The organism is Fontibacillus panacisegetis, assembly GCF_900102215.1.
GTDB lineage: Bacteria > Bacillota > Bacilli > Paenibacillales > Paenibacillaceae > Fontibacillus > Fontibacillus panacisegetis.
In genome coordinates this window covers 21,444-40,211 of the sequence record NZ_FNBG01000032.1, presented here as the reverse complement: position 1 = coordinate 40,211, position 18,768 = coordinate 21,444, and the positions used below count along the sequence as shown (strand labels likewise).

The window sequence follows — 18,768 nt, the reverse complement described above, 5'->3', positions numbered from 1 at the left end:
CATATCACTTATATTGTAACTGTGATTTATGTTACGGAAAACAACTATTTAAATTTTGAATAATTACGCTAGCAGCATCAACGCTGAGGACAGCAGGTAAGGGGGCATGAGTCTATGGCAATTCGTCGTGGAACCGTGGAGCAGGATTTCATTATTGAGCGTGTTCGAGAACGATTTCAATGCAGGGTTTTGTGGAGTGAAGGGCGTCCATGTCTGGAATATAGCAGTGATGATGTATTTTTTACAGCGGTTGAAAGTCTGCCGTCAGATGATTGAAGTAAGATATTAGAAATAGGCTTGCAGGGAGTTGAGCAGTAGCATATGAATATCAATAGACCTGGAACGGACTGAATTGGTTCGGCTTTGAAACGGCAAATTATGCTCCGCATGGACTATGGACACGAAACATGGAGGAGATGCTGGATCAAGCAAAAGAGCAAGGCTACAACTTAATACGACTTCCGTACAGTAACCAAATGTTTGACAAGGGATCTGCAGCAAACGGAATTGATTTTAATAAAAATCCAAATTTGAAAAATAAAACGCCTCTTCAAATTATGGATTATTTCATTGAGGAAGCGGGCAAGCGTGGTTTTAAGATTATTTTGGACCGTCATCGTCCGGATGCCAACAGTCAATCAGAGCTGTGGTATACATCCTCCTATACAGAGAAACGCTGGATTGATGATTGGGTGATGCTGGCCAAACGCTATAAAGGAAATGGAATTGTGATTGGTGCAGACCTTCATAATGAGCCTCATGGTGGAGCATCGTGGGGGACTGGGGATAAGCAGACGGATTGGCGTCTGGCCGCACAACGAGCGGGGAATGGGATTCTAAAGGTAAACGGGGATTGGTTAATTATTGTTGAGGGTGTCTCTGCCAATGTTAAAAATTCTAGCGGTGATTACTGGTGGGGAGGTAATTTGCAAGGGGTAGCGGATTATCCTGTAAAATTAAATGTACCTGATCGCTTAGTATATTCTGCACATGATTACGGACCGGGAGTACATCATCAATCCTGGTTTAATGCCTCAAATTTTCCAAATAATTTACCGGCGCTGTGGGATAAATACTGGGGCTATATTAGCAAGCAAGGCATTGCCCCAGTGCTTGTTGGAGAGTTTGGCGGACGCGCTGTGGACACCCAATCATTAGAAGGCAAATGGCAGCGCAAGCTGGTCTCTTATATTCAGGAAAATAAGCTTTATTGGACGTATTGGAGTCTAAACCCTAATAGTGGTGATACAGGCGGATTATTGTTGGATGATTGGAATACATGGAGTAAGGATAAGCAAGAAATGTTGAAGCCGATTATGAAAAGCATAAGCGGGAATAAGTGAATTAGCGAATAGTGATCTTCAAAGGAAAGGACGGGATAGCCAATGAGTGAAGAAACAAAGTACGTTAAGCATTATTCTGAGGAAGGATTTTGGACGAAGCTGAAAAAGAATGCTATTAAAGCCGGACAAAAGGTAGTGTATAGCGGGCTGACGCTGTATTATGCGCTTGAAAGTCCAAACACTTCTCTCAGAGATAAAGCTATTATTTATGGCGGACTTGGTTATTTGATATTTCCAGTGGATGCTATTCCAGACCTTGTTCCGGTTGCAGGATATGGGGATGATCTAGGTGTATTGTTGTTCGCCGCAACACGTGTGGCGCTGAGTATCGATTCTGTAGTTAAGCAGCGGGCAAAGGATAAATTAGTCGATTTCTTCGGTGAAGGCGCAATAAAACAGAACGAAATTGATGAGATAGATCAGCAGATTGAGGGTGAAAATTCTACTACAGATAAATAGGCAGGCAATACTGTAACAGAAATTGTAAAGGAAGGAATTTGGAAGATAATGTCGAATCATTTATCTTATCAAATCATATAATTTGGAGGGTAAAAGAATGGCAGAGACTCAAAATATTCTGGAATGGGTATTAGTATCGGAGTGCCCAATCCCGCAAGATGTTAACTCCATCTTAGTAAATGGAGAAGTACCCGTAGCAGCGTATAAAACCTTTCGAGACATTGCCATTTTTACGAGCAAAAGACTGATTGTTAGAGACTCGCAAGGAATAACAGGTAAGAAGATCGAGATTTATTCCCTACCGTACTCTTCTATTAATATGTGGTCTACAGAAAACGCAGGCGGATTCCTGGACACCACTGCAGAGGTTGAATTGTGGACACGCGCAGGTCATATTAAAGTGAAATTACATAAAGGTGTAGATATTCGGAAGTTTGATATGTTGATCGCAAACGCGATTTTGTAAGTGAAGAGACCGTTTCCGGGTTGAATGGAAGTGATGAGCGACCGTTTACGAAGGGGGCGGTTTTTTTGCTTTTTCGAAAATGATATGGAATGCTATGGATCAATTGTTTTTGCTAGGTAGGTTGTAAAAATAACGTATGGATAATATTTTTTTAATTGGTTTTAAACACGTTGTTAAGGGGAATTAATTGGATCGATTGTGTTGTTCCCCCAACTTTCCAAAAAAAGAAAATTGTAGAAGGAATATGTCGAATAGTGTGGAATTATACTAGGAAAGAGGAACTAGTTGTTTTAGCAAAGCGCTTTTCACAAAAAATATAAAAGGATGTGAAAAAGTGGAAGATCTAAAATTCACTATAGAAGAAAAAGAAATTGCTGAATTATTAGGAAGACAAAACTATTCTAGTAAAGAATCGGCTATCTTTGAACTAGTAAAGAATTGTTATGATGCGGCTTCGAATATATGTAACATTTATATAGATAAAAATTGTATAAAAATAGTCGATGACGGTAGCGGTATGAATAGCGAAGATATTAGAAGTTCTTGGATGCATGTTGGAAAGAGTAGTAAAGGTTACAAAGATAGTGATTCAGATAGAGTATTAGCTGGTTCTAAAGGAGTAGGAAGGTTCGCCTTGGCAAGGCTTGGTGACAGGATACAGGTGTCCTCAAAAAAGGAAAATGAGAAAGCTGTAATTTGGAAAACTGATTGGATAACGAATAGCTTAAGAGAAGCCATCGTAGATTTCAATAAAGGAACGGTTATAGAACTTAATAACCTTAGAGACCACTGGAAACGGAAAGATGTTGATAAACTTATTGATTTTTTAAGTCGTTCATATAAAGGCAGTGAGATGAAAATAAATATAGATTTTGAGGGGGGGTCTGACCAAGTTATATCCGTATTCAATGATGTGGAGATTGGGAAAAATTATACTAACCAAATTTTGTTGTCCTATGATAGTGAAAATATGAAATTAACCGTAACTATAAACTCTGATGAATTTAACCCAGAAGTGCAAAAGATAATTGGATCGATTTCACAAACTCATTATGAAGACGAATTCAATATGGTAAATGAGCTTAATTTAAATACAGAGGAATTTGAACATTATCAAGAATATCTTAAAGAATTGGGAGAGTTTACTGCAGAATTATACTTTGGAATGGAAAAAGTCCCCCTTGAAATGAGTGAGAAGTTCAAATATAAATATAATAATTTAACCACAAAAGATACAAAAATTATTTTATATAGGAACGCCTTTAGTATCTCTTCTCTAGATGGTACAAAAGATTGGCTGGATATAGCTTCACGTGCAAGAAAATCCCCAGCTGCAGCAACTCACCAAACAGGTAGTTGGAGAGTAAGGTTAAATCAAATTTACGGATTTGTTCAGATTGATAAAATTACTAACGCGAATTTAAAAGACTTAGGTAATAGGCAGGGTCTTGAAGAAGACGACTATTATCAACTATTTAAAGATATTATATCTTTTGGAATTAGTAGATTCGAAAAACATCGTCAATCGATAATTAGAAAAATAGATGAATCTACAACAAATATAAAACACAAAAAAAATGAAAGAAAAAATATTAATGATTTTTTAAAGAAACCATCTACAGTTACTCAGATGACAGAAAAAGAAATATCTTCATTAGCACAAGAAATTAAAGATATACAACGTGAAGCAAAAGAACAATCTAAGGCTAGAGAAGAAAGCGAACAACAGCATAAATACGACGTCAGAATTCTTAATGTATTAGCAACTCAAGGCTTAAGGGCTAGTGCAATTGCACATGAGTTACATAATAAAAGAAATTCACTAGAGAGTGGTTATCGGGATATAGTAAATGCATTAGAAGAGTATGGATTCTGGGAAGAATTAAAATCAGAAAAATATACAAGAGTTACATATAAAAATGTTCCGAAAATCTTAGATGGATTGGAAGAAATAAATAGAAAGTTAATTGCTTTTATTGATGTGATTTTAAATAAAATTGAAAAGGAGAAATTTAGCACAAAGATTGACTCTATAGAAAGTGCTTTAAATAGAGTTATTGATACATGGAAAAAAGAGTATGACTGGTTGAATTTTGAAATTAATATAAAAAATCAAATGCCTGAAAAATACAAGATATCAAAAGATGTATTGGAGGTTATCTTTGACAACTTAATCTTAAATAGTATTCAGCATAATGAAATGAAAGACTTATTAATAATAAAAATGGAAGTTGAAAAAGTAGGGGATATGCTCGAGTTTAAATATTTTGATAATGGCAAAGGGTTAGATGAAAAATATATATCTGATCCTAAGAGAATATTAGAAGTTCATGAAACCTCTAGATCAGATGGACATGGTTTAGGAATGTGGATTGTGAGTAATACATTGCGTATGTACGGTGGGGAAGTAATAGATATAAATAGTGAAAAAGGATTTAACATATATTTTTCAATTAAAGGGTGAGCTTATGAAACAACATATAAATATTGTTTACATTGATGATTGGATTGATCCTATCTTAAATAGATATTTGGATGAGTTTTGTAATGAATTAAATGCTCTTGGTGCATATAATTATGTCTTAGAATTTGAGGAATATACATTTAAAAAAGAAGATAGTTATAAAACTTTGTTAAATAATAAAGTGATAAATAGTGCAAATATTATTGTTATTGATTCTTGGTTGTTTGAGAATAAGAGTTCCAGTTTGAGTAAATTCACTGGAGAACAATTTAAAATAATATTGAAGAAGGTATTACCTTTTATAAAGACAATTGTTATAAGTCAGAATGAACTAGACTCTCTTTCTCTGACAATAAAAAAATTCAAATCTAATAGTAGTGAAACATATAAGCAGTACTATGATAAAACTCTAAAGCCAGTTGTACATAAACATATTTTATCGATAATAGAGGAATTTGAAGTTTTGGAACAATTAACAGTAGATGAGGAAGTAGATCCAATATTGGTAGAATCAATTCAATCAACAATAGAAGGAATTATGGAAACAACTCTATTTGAAAAAGAAGATTTAGATGAATTGATAAAACTTTTTAAAGAGGTAAGGGGTAATTATGGCGACTAATTTGTTGACAGTTCAAGATTACAGAAATACCTCATTTAATGATAATGACTTCTTGCTTGGCGAAAAAAAAATAAAGTTTATGGAGGATTTTAAATTAGACCATCCTCAAGTAAAGAATATATACAATACTATAAAAAATAGAGATAATAAGTTCAATGCTCAATTTAGATCTATATATTATGAGAAATGTGCCTACTGTGGTGTTAATACTCAAGTAATTGATTCTTCAAGATTTGAGGTTGACCATGTAGTTCCAGCTTCTGTATTAAAATTAGGCTTAGGTTATTCAGATGAATTTATCAATGGTATAGATAATTTAGTAAATAGTTGTCATATGTGCAACAGAGGGAAATCAAATTTCCTCTGTGAGGAAGAAAGTTTAAATTTACTTCATCCAGATAATAATAATCTGCCTCAAATTTTCTGGCGTAGCGATGATTATTCAATAGAAATAAATGAGGTATATATAGATAATCTAGTAATTAAAGAATTCTATGATAAATTGAAACTTCACAATCAATTGAGACGAATAGATTATCTTTTAATGGAAATGAAAGATTTTTGTGAAAAACATGAAGGGGAACAAATAATTGACAAAATACAAAAGCTCATTACTAGAATTGAAAGTAAACGAAGAAGGAATTATTAAATTAATTGGTGATTACCTATGAATGAAAAATGTCAAATCTTCACACCTGGGAAATATGTAGATAAAATGTTAGATATTATAAAATACGAAGGAAAGCACATTTTAGGGAAATATACATTAGAAAACTCTTGTGGAGAAGGAAATATTTTATTGAGAATTGTGGAAAGATATATTACGGCAGCAATTAAAGAAAGATATACTTTAGAACAAATTAAATCTGATTTAGAAACCTATATTATTGGCTATGAAATTGATGAAAAAGTCCGCGGAAAATGTATAGAAAAATTAAATAAACTGGTAAATAAATATGGAATTAACTCAGTTAATTGGAATATCTCAAATGATGATTATTTGAAATTGAATATAGTCAAAGGAATGGATTTTATTGTAGGAAATCCTCCATATATTACTTATCAAGATCTAGATATTAAGGAGAGGGATTTTTTAAGAGGCAACTTTCTTTCTTGTCATAAAGGGAAATTTGACTATTGTTACGCTTTTATTGAGAAAAGTTTAAAAGAATTAAATGATAACGGTAAAATGGTTTATATAATTCCAAATAGTATTTTTAAAAATGTTTTTGGTAAAGCATTAAGAGAAATTATTAAGGATTCTTTAGCTCTTATTTATGATTATAAAGAGAGTGTAGTATTTGATAATGTTTTAACATATCCTGCAATTATTTGTCTGAATAAAACAAATAAAAACCATTATTTTGAATATCGAGATGTGGATAATGAAGAGAACTCCTTTATTAATAAGGATTATTTAGGAGACAAATGGGTATTTAACAATTGGAAGAATCCAGAGAATATAAGTAGTTTGATTAAATTTGGTGATTATTTTAAAGTGTCCAATAGTGTTGCGACATTACTTAATTCGGCCTTTATCATCAAAAAAAATGATATTGTAGATGAAGACGAAAATTATATAAAAGTAAAAGATTTTTACATTGAAAAAAATGTGCTTCGAATAGCAGCCAGTCCGAGAAATCATTCGATAAAAAGAGGAGAGTACATAATTTTTCCTTATAGATATTTAAAGGGAAAATTAATCAGAATTGAAGAGGATGAATTTCTAATAAGTTTTCCAGGAGCAGCTAAATATTTATTAAGTTTTATTAGCACTCTAATGGAGAGAAAATCCGACAAGTCAGCAAAGTGGTTTGAGTATGGTAGAAGTCAAGCATTATTATATTTAAATCAAGAGAAACTAATGTTATCCTCTGTTGTTACTAATGAAGTAAAATGTTACTACCTTGATAAAGATACGATTCCTTATTCAGGATTTTATATTATTCCTGTAGCAGATAAAGGTTTGAGAGATGCAGTAGAAATTCTAAAGTCTGAGGATTTTTTTAATTATATATCTTTACGTGGTATAAATGCTAATGGAAAATCAATTCGTGTTTCTGTTAAAGACATTTTAAATTATCCTTTAAGATAATATAATTTTCAGCCCTGTAAGTAAAATAATTGGGCTATATTTCGTTTATAAAGGTATTTTATATGATTACAAGTTACTTTTTATGAAGTAAAGCAGACAGTGAGGTTGTGGTGGAATTCAGTATTATATCAAGCGCATTATAATTATACTAGTCTGGGGCATTAATGATAATTTATTAGATTACTTTCTCATAGTGACTAGGTGAATGTACTAATTATAGTAATGGCATCACAGTAGTAAATGATAATTCAATAATTTCCCCCAATAATCTCTTAATTTCTATTACGTATATAAGTACCACATATTAATCCTTCTTCTGCTATTCTAAAGTAAAAAGGAGGTTCTCCCATGCTATCTTTCCTCGAATCCCTATATAATGGTGATCTCATTATCCAAGAGCATTTGGTTCCCAAAGACCCCCAGTATCGCCAAATGGGCAGGGAACTATCCGAGAAGAAGGAAGCTTGGAGAAAGAAGCTGTCCAGCGATGAATTTGCCGAGCTTGAGGTGTTATTAGATTTGCAGCAGCAGATACAGGGGCTGGAGTTAACGACGACCTTCACGTATGGCTTTAGGCTGGGAGCGGCAATGATCATTGAAATCCATCTAGAACACGGAACGAGCGATATTGCTAAATGTCATGATGAATAATTAGCAGCAAGTGAAATTTACCTTGATAAGCCCATCGACGTCATGAAATGTTTTTTATTGGCTTCACTTCCCTTTACAACTCTAAATAGGCCTAATCAAACCACCAACCCGGTGGCATGACTAGGCCCTTTTTCATCCAACACTCATACTCCCCTTTCTCCCCTCATAAAATAACCATAGTGCTCCTCACATGAAAACAGTGAATAATCTAAGATCATGTAAAGCACATTAAGGAATAATGAAGACTTGATGAATAACATTGACATTGAGAAGGGTTCTCATATAATAATAAATATAAATAAGAAATTGGTATAGTTCTTGTGACAGTACGATATGAGAAGTCTTCTATACTAATTAATAAAATAAACTTAAAAATACATTGGAGGTATATTCATGTCACTGATTGGAAAAGAAGTACTCCCGTTTAAAGCAGCAGCTTATCACAATGGTAAATTTATTGACGTATCAGATGCAGATTTCAAAGGAAAATGGAGCGTAGTTTGCTTCTATCCAGCAGATTTTACATTCGTGTGCCCTACAGAGCTTGAGGATTTGCAAGATCAATATGCAACTTTGAAAGAACTTGGTGTTGAAGTGTATTCGGTATCTACAGATTCCCACTTTGTACACAAAGCATGGCACGATAGCTCCGAAGCAATCGGTAAAGTCACTTACATCATGATCGGTGATCCTTCCCACACTATTTCCCGTAACTTCGACGTATTGATTGAAGAAGAAGGTATTGCAGACCGTGGTACATTTATTATTGATCCAAATGGTGTAATTCAAGCTGTTGAGATTACTGCGGGCGGCATCGGCCGTGATGCAAGTACTCTTATCGACAAGATTAAGGCTGCGCAATATGTACACAACCATCCAGGCGAAGTTTGCCCGGCTAAGTGGAAAGAAGGCGCTGAAACATTGAAGCCAAGTCTTGATCTCGTAGGTAAGATCTAAGGAGAGAGAACTATGAAACTGGATGCAGACATTAAGGCGCAGCTTGCGCAATATTTAGAGCTTATGGAAGGCGATGTTCTGCTGAAGGTTAGTGCCGGTACCGATTCTGTATCCAATGACATGCTGGATTTAGTTAATGAACTATCCAGCATGTCCAATAAGATTACAGTTGAGCATACACAATTAACTAGAACACCAAGTTTTAGCGTAAACCGTGTAGGCGAAGACACTGGCGTAACCTTTGCCGGAGTACCGCTTGGACATGAATTTACTTCATTAGTATTGGCGCTGCTTCAAGTGAGCGGAAGAGCTCCAAAGGTAGAACAAAATGTCATCGATCAAATCAAAAGCATTAAAGGCGAATACCACTTTGAAACGTATGTCAGCCTGACCTGCCACAATTGTCCTGACGTTGTGCAGTCGCTGAACCTGATGAGTGTGCTTAACCCTGGAATTACTCATACGATGATTGATGGTGCAGCTTTCAAGGAAGAGGTAGAACGCAAAGAGATCATGGCTGTTCCTAGCGTTCATCTGAATGGCGAATTTTTTGAAAGCGGCCGGATGACGATTGACGATATTCTTGGTAAATTGGGAACCTCAGACGCTTCTGAGTTTGAAAATAAAGAGCCGTACGATGTATTGGTTGTCGGCGGTGGCCCTGCGGGGGCAAGTGCAGCGATTTATGCGGCACGCAAAGGGATTCGTACAGGTATTGTTGCCGAACGCTTCGGCGGACAGGTTAATGATACGCTGGGGATCGAGAACTTTATTAGTGTGAAATACACAGAAGGTCCTAAGCTCGCAGCGAGCCTTGAAGAGCATGCCAAGGAATACGGCATTGACATCATGAAAGCACAGCGTGTAAAACGCTTGGAGAAAAAGGATCTCGTTGAGGTTGAGCTGGAGAATGGTGCTGTTCTGAAGAGTAAAACCGTCATCATCTCCACAGGAGCCCGTTGGCGTAATATTGGTGCTCCTGGTGAAGCAGAATTCAAGAACAAGGGCGTTGCTTATTGCCCGCATTGTGACGGTCCTTTATTTGCCGGAAAAGACGTTGCTGTTGTTGGCGGTGGTAATTCCGGTATTGAGGCAGCGATTGACCTCGCGGGTCTCGCATCCCATGTAACCGTGCTTGAGTTTATGCCGGAGCTGAAAGCAGACTCTGTACTTCAAGACCGTCTGCACAGCCTGCCTAATACGACTGTTCTCAAAAACGTTCAAGTGAAAGAAATCACGGGTACGAACAAGGTAGACGGGATTACTTACATCGAGCGTGAGAGCGGTGAGGCGAAGCATTTTGACCTGCAAGGTGTATTCGTCCAAATCGGTCTCGTTCCGAATACGGATTGGTTAGGTGACACGGTTGAACGTACACGCACTGGCGAAATTGTGGTAGATAACCACGGCGCAACTAACATTCCGGGAGTATTCGCTGCAGGTGACTGCACGAACAGCCCTTATAAGCAAATTATTATTTCCATGGGATCGGGTGCTACTGCGGCACTCAGTGCATTTGATTACCTGATTAGAAATCAATAATTACATGAAAAGTGCACCTTCACAGGCAATGTCATTAAGTTAGGGAGCAGGTTATCGAAAAGATAACCCGCTCTTTTTTTGAATGCGAAAAAAAAGAACTTGACAAGCGGATGGAAGTGTGTGGCGAAGCCTCTTGAAAAAACGAGGAGGTTTCGCGTCTACCTTTGATTTTTTGGACTTGCAGGAGAACTTGTTTTACCCGATTTCCTTTCGGGTTGTTCGTTTCGTCCTGCCAAATGCGCTTATGAAACCGTCATTACGAATCTTTCTGCCGTTGATTTCCCACCGGATGAAATCAAATCCATTTATAACATGCGATGGGGCATTGAAACCTCTTTCAGGGCATTAAAGTACACCGTTGGTCTAACAAATTTTCACGCAAAGAGGCGAGAGTCCATCACCCAGGAGATTTTCGCAAGAATGATCATGTACAATTTCGCTGAAATGATGACCTCGTACGTCGTCATTTCCCAAATGGATAAACGGCACCCATACCAAGTCAACTTCACGGTTGCCGTTCACTTCGCAAAAACGTTTTGCCGATTCGACCCATTCGCCCAGGGCAGCAGAATACGCGCAAAAACCGTTCGAAATCAACTGTTAGCTTCGTCTACAGAGTAGCATAGTTCAGCTCACATGAACATTATTTTAAGCGGATATTTCATCTGCTTTGTTTGCTATGCGCTTTTTTCCTTGCTTGTACCAAAAAAACAAACGGCACAGGGCTTTTCCCCATGCCGTTTGGATTCCATTTTTATTCCCGGTCTTGTCTTTGAGCTTAACTTAATGACATTGCCTATTAAGGTGGTCTCACTGATCGTATACATGGAGGCGAGGAAACCGCTACTTCAAAATCTTGTTTAACTCTTCAGCTTTTTTCTTACTATCCATTCTAGCGTAAAAATAAAAGGCAATAGTATGCAATACAACAGATAACAGCAACATTCCAGGAAACCAAGGTGCTATGAAATGAAACATATCTTTTGAAAACAACCAAACAGCAACGATTCCACCTAAAGTATTGAGAGTTGAAGAGATAACAATATTCCAAAACGGTTTTAAAGTGAAGTAATTCCATAGGGCGTTATACATAACCCCAAATAATCCGGCAGAAATAATAGCGATACCTACAACATTCCACATAAATAAGATACTGATCGATTGATCCTTAAAAAAGACAGTTACAAGTAAGATTACCCACAATAATGTCACAGTAAATACCTGAAAAAATGAATGTTTCAATTGGTTGATCATGATAGTTTCCCCCTAAAATTTTTAATGTAAAAGCGACTGACAAAGTAGCTTGAATTGTCATTTAATATCACTTTAATTCGTGCATTATCTGTTGACGAGAACTCCTTTATATAGATAGTGTTAACAATGGTTTGATTATTAATTTTCAAAAAATGTGAATCAAGGCTTTCTTCGACAAACTTTAATCGTTTATTGAGAAGAAGCATTTCTCCAGTAATTAAGCGCACACTACACATTCGTTCTTCAGATTCTATGACAGCAATAGAACTTAATAAAATTTGAACGTTACGGTTATTTTTAGCGTTGATGACTACAAGCTTTTTTTCAGTGTTATTTAGTGCTTTTTTAATATGTATCCAATTTTCTTGTTCAGCAGGATTGGTTATAACTTTTGTAATACTTCGATCTATCCCTGCATCAGCTTCAAATATAACCTTCAATTTGTATGCCCCCCCTTTCACAACTCATATTACAGGCCAAATAGAGTTAAAACTACTATAATACGTTTTCTTGCATTATCTTGTAAGTTTGTTACATCTGACGAAGTACAGCATAGTACACGACATAAACCTAATAACAGTAATATTCTCTAAACAAAAAAGACACCCGAGAGGCCTTCACAGGTGCGCTTTTTTTGCTTAAGAAGCTAATGCCTCATTTGTAATTTGCTCAATATCGACGGGGGATCTGGAGCCTTCGCTTACGATATCGGGCAGAATATGCTGGAGGAAATAATCGACGCAATGCAGTTTGATGCCTTTTATTTTGATCAGTGCATTTCGATACATGACGATAAATTCCTTCTCGGTATTGCCCCGCTGCAGCTCTGCAAAAGCCTCATAGATTTGATCCAGCTTATCAGCGACTTCTAATATGAGTCCTTCTACGGAATCATCTTTGCCCTCGCGCAATTGTCTGCGGAAGATGGGCTGAAATTCCTCCGGAATATGCTCGTCAATGAAATGAGCGACCATGCCTTCCTCTACCTTTTGCAGCATGGCTCTAAGCTCCAAGGAGTAGTGCTTCACAGGCGTCTTGATATCTCCGATAAAAATCTCGCCGTAATCATGGCTGCTTGTTACCTCATACAGCTTTTTCCAATCTATAGTAACTCCCTTGCTTTCTTCGATGTCGGCTAAAGTTTTGGCATACTGAACAACCTTCCAGGAATGGGCTGAAACGCTGTGCTCCTGAAACTTGAATCTGCCCGGGCAGCGAATGATGCGCTCCAAATCGGTTAACGATTGAAAGTACGTATGAATTCCCATATTTGAATTCCTTTCTGTGATGGATATAGTGATGGCTGCTTTATGTAAATTATAAATGTTGTTTGTTAATGGATGATTAACAGGTAAACTTAATATAGTGGAATTTCTAGAAAGTGGTGGTTACATGGGTAAATATGTCGCTTTACTGCGGGGCATTAATGTTGGCGGGAAGAATAAAATCAAGATGGCGGAGCTAAGAGCAGCTATGGAACGCTTAGGGCTATCCGAGGTGCAGACGTATATCCAAAGCGGAAATATTCTGTTTGAATCTGATGACGATGAGCAGACGCTGCGTATTATGATTGAGCAAATGATAGAACAAGAGTTCGGTCTCTCAATTCCGACGATCCTGAGAACATCTGATGAATTACAAGAAATCGTTAGGAACTGCCCTTTTTCGGATCAGGAAATTGCTGAGGCGGCAGCCTCCTCTGAGGTTGAAAGCATGTACGTGACAATGCTGCTGGACGCTCCGGATGCTGAACGAATGGAAAAGCTGAAGGCATTCGATTTCAAGGGGGACCAGTTCAGCATTCAAGGAAGAGATGTGTACATGTTATTTCAACAGAGTATTCGCAATTCAAAGCTTGCCGTTCAGGTTGAGAAGCTGGGCGTGCCAACTACCCGGAATTGGAAGACGATGAATAAGCTGATCTCAATGTTTGAGGCGTTGTAGCAATAGAATAAGCTGCAATTTAAAAAAATCACAGGTCACCCCTTTAGGGCTGGCCTGTGATTTTCTATACAAGTTAAAGTCATTTTAAGTTAATATGATCAGCGTAACTTATCCAGCAGATTGTAGTAATAATAAGTTTTTGATCTTTGCTTCCCGTCAGAAAATATGATCCTGTTCGACTCTAGTATGGATAAATATCTTCTACAAGTGGCCTCTAGGATGTCAGCTGCTGAAGAAATAGTATGGACGGTAAAAATAGGCTTCTGGTAAATTGCATCAATTAATTTCTTTACACCGCTGCTGTTGATTAAAGATTGAGCCAATTCTAAATCATGCTCATATAATTGATTAACATTGTTGATTAAGTGAATATTTTTGTCGGCTTGGAGTATTATCGCCTCTAGAAAAAATTGAATCCACTGATTCCAGTCTCCCCTATATCTTGTATCATTAAGAAATCGATAATATTTATGTTTATCTCTTTCCAAAGCTTCACTTAGAAAAAAGTTAGGATAATCAATTACTTTTTTGCTGAATAAGTACAATGGAATCAATATACGGCCAATCCTCCCATTTCCATCAAGGAATGGATGAATGGTTTCAAACTGTGCGTGTATAATAGCAACACGAATTAGCTCATCAAATTGATCCTGAGGATTATTAATGTAATTTTCCAAGTTACTCATATAGTTGTCAACTAATTGGGGTTGTGGAGGAACATACGTTGCTGTATCTAAAGTACATCCTTCAGGACCTATATAATTTTGGATACTCCTATATTCACCGGGAGAACGGTTGCTTCCGCGAACGTGGTTTGACATCAGGGTTACATGCATTGCTTTAAAGAGTCTTGTGGAAATCGGTAAAATGGCTAACTTATCCATACCATCACGAAGTGCATTGTAATAGTTAAGAACCTCTTGAACATCCTTATTATTCTTTCTGCTGTGAGCCTCAACTTCAAGAACCTCATCGAGAGTGACTTGAGTACCTTCAATTTTAGTTGATTGCACCGCCTCGTTAAGCATAACAGGATTTAACAATAAATGTGAGGGGAGCTTAGTATTCTGAAGCAGCACTTGATATTGTGTGATTTTTTTATTTGCTTCAATTAATTCTCGAAGGAACAATAATTGGTTTATTCGTTCGTCAGGTAACGGTAAATTCTCAGGTGTAAATGGAACTGGTGCCATATTTGACCCCCACTTTCAAAAGGATTACGTTATTTTATTTACATTTTAACCTACTTGTGAATATAAATACAGTAAATATAATTAATAACGAACAAAATTAACAAAAATTGATCTTAATTCGGCTTAAAATGTGTATTATCGAATAAAAATGTGGATCTGGGGGACTTTGAAACCTTTTACACGAAACTATTGTATTATAAGAATAAGCGGACTTTCGAGGAGGAATCTCAATATGGGAATTTTATCGAGGTTTAAGGATATTATGCGGGTCAATATGAATTCAATTATGGATCGGGTAGAAGATCCGGAGAAGACAATTGATGAATATATGCGGAGCCTGAACAGTGATCTTGGCAAGGTGAAAGCGGAGACGGCTTCTGTGCTGGCGAATGAGCAAAGAGCAAAAAACGCGTTGGATGAGTGCAATTCCGAAATCAGGAAGCTGCAGCGTTATGCCGAGAAGTCCGTAGAAGCGGGTAATGAGGATGATGCTCGTAAGTTTCTGGAGAAAAAAGTGAAGCTCGCAGAGAAGTTGAGTGAACTGCAAGCAGCTTATGACCAGGCTTCCTCAAATGCCGCAAGTATGAAGCAAATGCAGGATAAGCTGGTGTCGGACATCAGTCAGCTTGAAGCTCGGCATGTTGAGCTAAAAGGCAAGCTGGCAGCTGCGAAGGTGCAGCAAGGATTGAATTCGAGCGGATCGGCCGCGGGTGCTGTTAGTTCCTCTTTCTCTGCAATGGAGGAGAAGGCCAATGATGCCTTGAATGAAGCGATGGCTCTGGCTGAACTTAGAGCGGGAGCGAAGGAAGACGATCTGGATACTCTGATTGCGCAACTTGAGAAGGATTCTAATCCAACGGAAAAAGATTGAGGTGAGCAGTTTGCAGGTGATTGAATACAAATGTCCTAACTGCGGCAGCGGTATGGTTTTTGATAGTGAGACAGGGATGTTATCCTGCCAGAGCTGCGGAAGAAAGGACGATATTAAGAATATCGCCGATCCTCTGGGCAATGGGGTGTTCTCAGGGGATGAGGTTCAGGAATACCATTGCACCAGCTGCGGGGCTGTCATTATGACGGAAGCCGAGACGGCTGCTACGGTATGCAGCTTTTGCGGCTCGGCTGTTGTTCTTGGCGACCGATTGAGCGGGAAACTGGCTCCGGCGATGGTTATTCCTTTTTCGATTAGCAAGGAAGAGGCGATGCAGGCTTTTAAGAAATGGTGCAAAAACGGTTTGCTTACCCCAGGCGGATTTATGACCGCCGATCGTATAAAGGGTATCACGGGGATGTACGTACCCTTCTGGTTGTATGAATTACATAACAAGGTGGATGTATATGGTCAAGCTACGAAAGTAAGAACTTATACTAAAGGTGATTACCGGTATACAGAAACACAGCATTATGACGTCTACCGGAGATTGCGTCTCGATTATTCGAAAATTCCGATTGATGCTTCGGAGAAGATGAACGATGAGCTGATGGATAAGCTGGAGCCTTTTCCTTATGATCAATTGAAGGGCTTTAAGACTCCATATCTCGCAGGCTATGTTGCAGAAAAATATAGCTATAATGACGAACAGCTTCTACCCCGAGCGAAGGATAAAATCAGTGGATATATTGAATCTGCTATTTCTGCATCGGTAACAGGATATAGCACGGTTAACTTCATTAATAAGCAGATCGATACAAAGGTAAGGGGCGCCGACTATACTCTACTCCCGGTATGGGTGGTTCATTATGATTACAATAAAAAGGAGTACACGTTTGCCATGAACGGACAGACGGGCAAGGTGGTTGGCAAACCTCCGATAAGCAAAGCGAAGGTAATGTCGTGGTTTGCGGGTGTTTCGGGTGTCTCACTCCTGTTGTTGAAATTAATTTCATTGATGATGGGAGGAGGTTTCCTGTGAGAAGATACAGTAGTGCGGTTCTGGTAATTTTATTCTTCTTATCTGTGTATCTTGCTATTCCTACTCAAATGGCTGCGGCGGCAGTGGAAGAAAAAACATTGATCTATGATGATGCGAACCTGCTCACGCAGGAGGAATACGATGAATTAACCACGATGGCTAATAAGTACGGAGCCAAAAGAGAAACGGATATCATTATTATTACTTCTAATAATCCTGAAAACATAGATATCGTGAAAATGACTGAGGATTTTTATGATGAGCAAGCACCAGGGTACGATAAGTCTCATGGGAATGCAGTAATCTTAACCATGGATATGAGGAATCGGGATGTCTATTTGGCGGGATTTTATAAAGCAGAGACGTATCTGGATGATGGCAGACTGGATAAAATTCGTAACAAAATAACCCCGTATTTATCAGATGGCAATTATAAAGTGGCTTTTAAGAAATATATCAAAACCTCCTATAAATATATGGGCTTTGAGCCTGGTGTGAACCCGGATAATATTTTGTTTAATATATGGTTTCAATTAGGAGGAGCTTTGGCTCTTGGAGGCATTGTCGTAGGTATTATGGCTTATCGCTCTGGCGGGCGTGTAACCGTAAACCGTCGTACTTATGAGGATGCCAGCACATCGGGGATTATAGATCATCAAGATCAATATATTAGAACAACTGTAACGAAAACAAAGATCGAAAAGAGTTCTGGCGGCGGCTCCGGCGGCGGTGGCGGAGGTGGAGGAACCACCAGTGGGGGTCATTCGCATAGCGGCAGCAGAGGCAAATTTTAAATAATAACGGAAGATTATTTTATAGAAGGAAAGAGGTATGGACATGGGATTTTTTAAAAATCAATTTTCAAACGTTGTAGAATGGGAAGAATTTAGAGATGATATGATTTTCTGGAAATGGAGCAACCGGGAGATCAAGAAGGGCAGTAAACTGATTATCCGTGCAGGTCAAGACGCTATATTCGTTAACAACGGCAAAATTGAAGGGGTTTTTCAGGATGACGGAGAGTATAGCATCGATTCGGATATTATCCCGTTCCTGTCTACGCTAAAAGGATTCAAATTTGGCTTCAATAGTGGCATGAGGGTAGAGGTTTTGTTCGTTAACACGAAGGAATTTACTGTTAAGTGGGGAACCCAGAATCCGATCATGATCCCGACTCCACAGTTGCCCGGGGGTATGCCGATTCGAGCGAACGGTACGTTTAATTTTAAAGTGAATGATTACGTTACGCTGATTGATAAAATTGCTGGTATGAAAGACAGTTATCTTGTAGAGGATGTCAAAATTCGCATCACCTCCGTGCTGGATCAATTGTTAATGAAGTGGGTTAGCAGGGAAGGCAAGGATATGTTCAATCTGCAGGCGAATGCATATGAAATAGCCAGAGGTATTCGTGAGGATCTGGATATGGAAGTGCTGAATAACGGGATGACTATTACCGGATTTCAAGTGATGAGCTTCAACTATCCTAAAGAAATTCAGGATATGATCACGAAGACGGCTTCGCATGAAATGGTCGGTAATTTGCAAAAATATCAACAAATCAGCATGACCGATGCAATGGCTTCCGGCAAGCTGCAAGGCGGCGGCACTGCTTCGGACATGGCAGGTATGATGATGGGGATGAATCTGGCTAATGAAATGATGAAAAACATGAACCAGGGTCAAAATCAGAATCCAAAGCCTGCGGCTGAGAAGGAGCAATCGTCTGCTAATTCAACCCCTTCTCAAGGCGGAAGCAAGCCTAATTTCTGTCCAAACTGTGGTGCGAAAAACGAAGGAGCCAACTTCTGCCCGAATTGTGGTCAGAAGCTTGGTTGAGTATAAGAGGTTGTTCAACTTGGAGA

21 protein-coding genes are annotated in these 18,768 nt (G+C 38.1%); 17 read left to right on the top strand and 4 right to left on the bottom strand.

Annotated elements, in window-relative coordinates:
* Window positions 1–114: 114 nt before the first annotated feature.
* The 12 genes from BLS49_RS24905 (at window position 115) to BLS49_RS25825 (ending at window position 11,220) form a co-directional block, all read left to right on the top strand.
* On the top strand, window positions 115–276 hold the full coding sequence (locus BLS49_RS24905; protein WP_175471491.1) for a hypothetical protein: 162 nt from the start codon (window positions 115–117) through the stop codon (window positions 274–276).
* A gap of 71 nt (window positions 277–347) precedes the next feature.
* The gene (locus tag BLS49_RS20505; protein ID WP_091235254.1) at window positions 348–1,343 is read left to right on the top strand and encodes a glycoside hydrolase family 5 protein; all 996 of its coding nucleotides are present in this window, start codon (window positions 348–350) and stop codon (window positions 1,341–1,343) included.
* Window positions 1,344–1,385: 42 nt separating this feature from the next.
* Window positions 1,386–1,802 carry a YkvA family protein gene (locus BLS49_RS20500; protein ID WP_091235253.1) on the top strand — a complete coding sequence of 139 codons (417 nt, stop codon included), beginning with the start codon at window positions 1,386–1,388 and terminating at the stop codon, window positions 1,800–1,802.
* A gap of 97 nt (window positions 1,803–1,899) precedes the next feature.
* Window positions 1,900–2,268, top strand: a complete 369-nt coding sequence (locus BLS49_RS20495) for a PH domain-containing protein (RefSeq protein ID WP_091235250.1) — start codon at window positions 1,900–1,902, stop codon at window positions 2,266–2,268.
* 334 nt (window positions 2,269–2,602) lie between these two features.
* The gene (locus tag BLS49_RS20490) at window positions 2,603–4,732 is read left to right on the top strand and encodes a sensor histidine kinase (protein WP_091235248.1); all 2,130 of its coding nucleotides are present in this window, start codon (window positions 2,603–2,605) and stop codon (window positions 4,730–4,732) included.
* 4 nt (window positions 4,733–4,736) lie between these two features.
* A complete protein-coding gene (locus BLS49_RS20485; RefSeq protein ID WP_139173163.1) occupies window positions 4,737–5,354 on the top strand; it encodes a hypothetical protein in 618 nt (205 codons plus the stop codon).
* Complete coding sequence (locus BLS49_RS20480) at window positions 5,344–6,003, top strand: HNH endonuclease (RefSeq protein ID WP_091235244.1); 660 nt, start codon at window positions 5,344–5,346, stop codon at window positions 6,001–6,003. Before BLS49_RS20485 ends, BLS49_RS20480 begins: the two co-directional genes overlap by 11 nt.
* Window positions 6,004–6,021: 18 nt before the next feature.
* A complete protein-coding gene (locus BLS49_RS20475) occupies window positions 6,022–7,449 on the top strand; it encodes an Eco57I restriction-modification methylase domain-containing protein (protein ID WP_091235242.1) in 1,428 nt (475 codons plus the stop codon).
* 348 nt (window positions 7,450–7,797) lie between these two features.
* Window positions 7,798–8,100, top strand: a complete 303-nt coding sequence (locus BLS49_RS20470) for a DUF6809 family protein (RefSeq protein WP_091235240.1) — start codon at window positions 7,798–7,800, stop codon at window positions 8,098–8,100.
* Window positions 8,101–8,493: 393 nt separating this feature from the next.
* Window positions 8,494–9,057 (top strand): alkyl hydroperoxide reductase subunit C, encoded by a 564-nt coding sequence (gene ahpC / locus BLS49_RS20465; protein WP_091235238.1) that lies wholly within the window; start codon window positions 8,494–8,496, stop codon window positions 9,055–9,057.
* Window positions 9,058–9,069: 12 nt separating this feature from the next.
* The gene (gene ahpF, locus BLS49_RS20460) at window positions 9,070–10,599 is read left to right on the top strand and encodes an alkyl hydroperoxide reductase subunit F (RefSeq protein ID WP_091235236.1); all 1,530 of its coding nucleotides are present in this window, start codon (window positions 9,070–9,072) and stop codon (window positions 10,597–10,599) included.
* Window positions 10,600–10,854: 255 nt separating this feature from the next.
* Window positions 10,855–11,220, top strand: coding sequence for a transposase (locus BLS49_RS25825; RefSeq protein ID WP_091235234.1), 366 nt, complete (start codon window positions 10,855–10,857; stop codon window positions 11,218–11,220).
* A gap of 222 nt (window positions 11,221–11,442) precedes the next feature.
* Here the strand turns inward: BLS49_RS25825 and BLS49_RS20450 are convergent, their stop codons facing one another.
* The 3 genes from BLS49_RS20450 to BLS49_RS20440 form a co-directional block, all read right to left on the bottom strand.
* The gene (locus BLS49_RS20450; protein WP_091235232.1) at window positions 11,443–11,853 is read right to left on the bottom strand and encodes a hypothetical protein; all 411 of its coding nucleotides are present in this window, start codon (window positions 11,851–11,853) and stop codon (window positions 11,443–11,445) included.
* Window positions 11,850–12,293, bottom strand: coding sequence for a LytTR family DNA-binding domain-containing protein (locus tag BLS49_RS20445; RefSeq protein ID WP_175471490.1), 444 nt, complete (start codon window positions 12,291–12,293; stop codon window positions 11,850–11,852). The genes BLS49_RS20450 and BLS49_RS20445 overlap by 4 nt, the downstream gene beginning before the upstream one ends.
* Window positions 12,294–12,491: 198 nt before the next feature.
* Window positions 12,492–13,121, bottom strand: coding sequence for an HD domain-containing protein (locus BLS49_RS20440; RefSeq protein WP_091235228.1), 630 nt, complete (start codon window positions 13,119–13,121; stop codon window positions 12,492–12,494).
* Between the two features lie 124 nt (window positions 13,122–13,245).
* Between BLS49_RS20440 and BLS49_RS20435 the strand changes: the two genes are divergently transcribed.
* Window positions 13,246–13,797 carry a DUF1697 domain-containing protein gene (locus tag BLS49_RS20435; protein ID WP_091235226.1) on the top strand — a complete coding sequence of 184 codons (552 nt, stop codon included), beginning with the start codon at window positions 13,246–13,248 and terminating at the stop codon, window positions 13,795–13,797.
* Between the two features lie 98 nt (window positions 13,798–13,895).
* Here the strand turns inward: BLS49_RS20435 and BLS49_RS20430 are convergent, their stop codons facing one another.
* Window positions 13,896–14,990, bottom strand: coding sequence for a Fic family protein (locus BLS49_RS20430; protein ID WP_091235224.1), 1,095 nt, complete (start codon window positions 14,988–14,990; stop codon window positions 13,896–13,898).
* Between the two features lie 232 nt (window positions 14,991–15,222).
* On the opposite strand from BLS49_RS20430, the gene BLS49_RS20425 reads away from it, so the two are divergent.
* From BLS49_RS20425 to BLS49_RS20410, 4 genes are read left to right on the top strand one after another with little or no spacing between them, the layout of a single operon-like run.
* The gene (locus tag BLS49_RS20425; protein ID WP_091235222.1) at window positions 15,223–15,861 is read left to right on the top strand and encodes a PspA/IM30 family protein; all 639 of its coding nucleotides are present in this window, start codon (window positions 15,223–15,225) and stop codon (window positions 15,859–15,861) included.
* Between the two features lie 10 nt (window positions 15,862–15,871).
* Window positions 15,872–16,903 (top strand): TFIIB-type zinc ribbon-containing protein, encoded by a 1,032-nt coding sequence (locus BLS49_RS20420; RefSeq protein ID WP_091235220.1) that lies wholly within the window; start codon window positions 15,872–15,874, stop codon window positions 16,901–16,903.
* Window positions 16,900–17,697 carry a TPM domain-containing protein gene (locus BLS49_RS20415; protein ID WP_091235218.1) on the top strand — a complete coding sequence of 266 codons (798 nt, stop codon included), beginning with the start codon at window positions 16,900–16,902 and terminating at the stop codon, window positions 17,695–17,697. The genes BLS49_RS20420 and BLS49_RS20415 overlap by 4 nt, the downstream gene beginning before the upstream one ends.
* A gap of 43 nt (window positions 17,698–17,740) precedes the next feature.
* Window positions 17,741–18,742 (top strand): SPFH domain-containing protein, encoded by a 1,002-nt coding sequence (locus BLS49_RS20410; RefSeq protein WP_091235216.1) that lies wholly within the window; start codon window positions 17,741–17,743, stop codon window positions 18,740–18,742.
* The last annotated feature ends 26 nt before the right edge of the window (window positions 18,743–18,768 follow it).

Bases quoted from the DNA above. Each gene is read 5' to 3' on its own strand.
- BLS49_RS20410 (WP_091235216.1), top strand. From the start codon at position 17,741: ATGGGATTTTTTAAAAATCAATTTTCAAACGTTGTAGAATGGGAAGAA.
- BLS49_RS20470 (WP_091235240.1), top strand. From the start codon at position 7,798: ATGCTATCTTTCCTCGAATCCCTATATAATGGTGATCTCATTATCCAA.
- BLS49_RS20500 (WP_091235253.1), top strand. From the start codon at position 1,386: ATGAGTGAAGAAACAAAGTACGTTAAGCATTATTCTGAGGAAGGATTT.
- BLS49_RS20440 (WP_091235228.1), bottom strand. From the start codon at position 13,121: ATGGGAATTCATACGTACTTTCAATCGTTAACCGATTTGGAGCGCATC.
- BLS49_RS24905 (WP_175471491.1), top strand. From the start codon at position 115: ATGGCAATTCGTCGTGGAACCGTGGAGCAGGATTTCATTATTGAGCGT.
- BLS49_RS20425 (WP_091235222.1), top strand. From the start codon at position 15,223: ATGGGAATTTTATCGAGGTTTAAGGATATTATGCGGGTCAATATGAAT.
- BLS49_RS20495 (WP_091235250.1), top strand. From the start codon at position 1,900: ATGGCAGAGACTCAAAATATTCTGGAATGGGTATTAGTATCGGAGTGC.
- BLS49_RS20435 (WP_091235226.1), top strand. From the start codon at position 13,246: ATGGGTAAATATGTCGCTTTACTGCGGGGCATTAATGTTGGCGGGAAG.
- BLS49_RS20450 (WP_091235232.1), bottom strand. From the start codon at position 11,853: ATGATCAACCAATTGAAACATTCATTTTTTCAGGTATTTACTGTGACA.
- BLS49_RS20480 (WP_091235244.1), top strand. From the start codon at position 5,344: ATGGCGACTAATTTGTTGACAGTTCAAGATTACAGAAATACCTCATTT.
- BLS49_RS20430 (WP_091235224.1), bottom strand. From the start codon at position 14,990: ATGGCACCAGTTCCATTTACACCTGAGAATTTACCGTTACCTGACGAA.
- ahpF (WP_091235236.1), top strand. From the start codon at position 9,070: ATGAAACTGGATGCAGACATTAAGGCGCAGCTTGCGCAATATTTAGAG.
- ahpC (WP_091235238.1), top strand. From the start codon at position 8,494: ATGTCACTGATTGGAAAAGAAGTACTCCCGTTTAAAGCAGCAGCTTAT.
- BLS49_RS20475 (WP_091235242.1), top strand. From the start codon at position 6,022: ATGAATGAAAAATGTCAAATCTTCACACCTGGGAAATATGTAGATAAA.
- BLS49_RS20485 (WP_139173163.1), top strand. From the start codon at position 4,737: ATGAAACAACATATAAATATTGTTTACATTGATGATTGGATTGATCCT.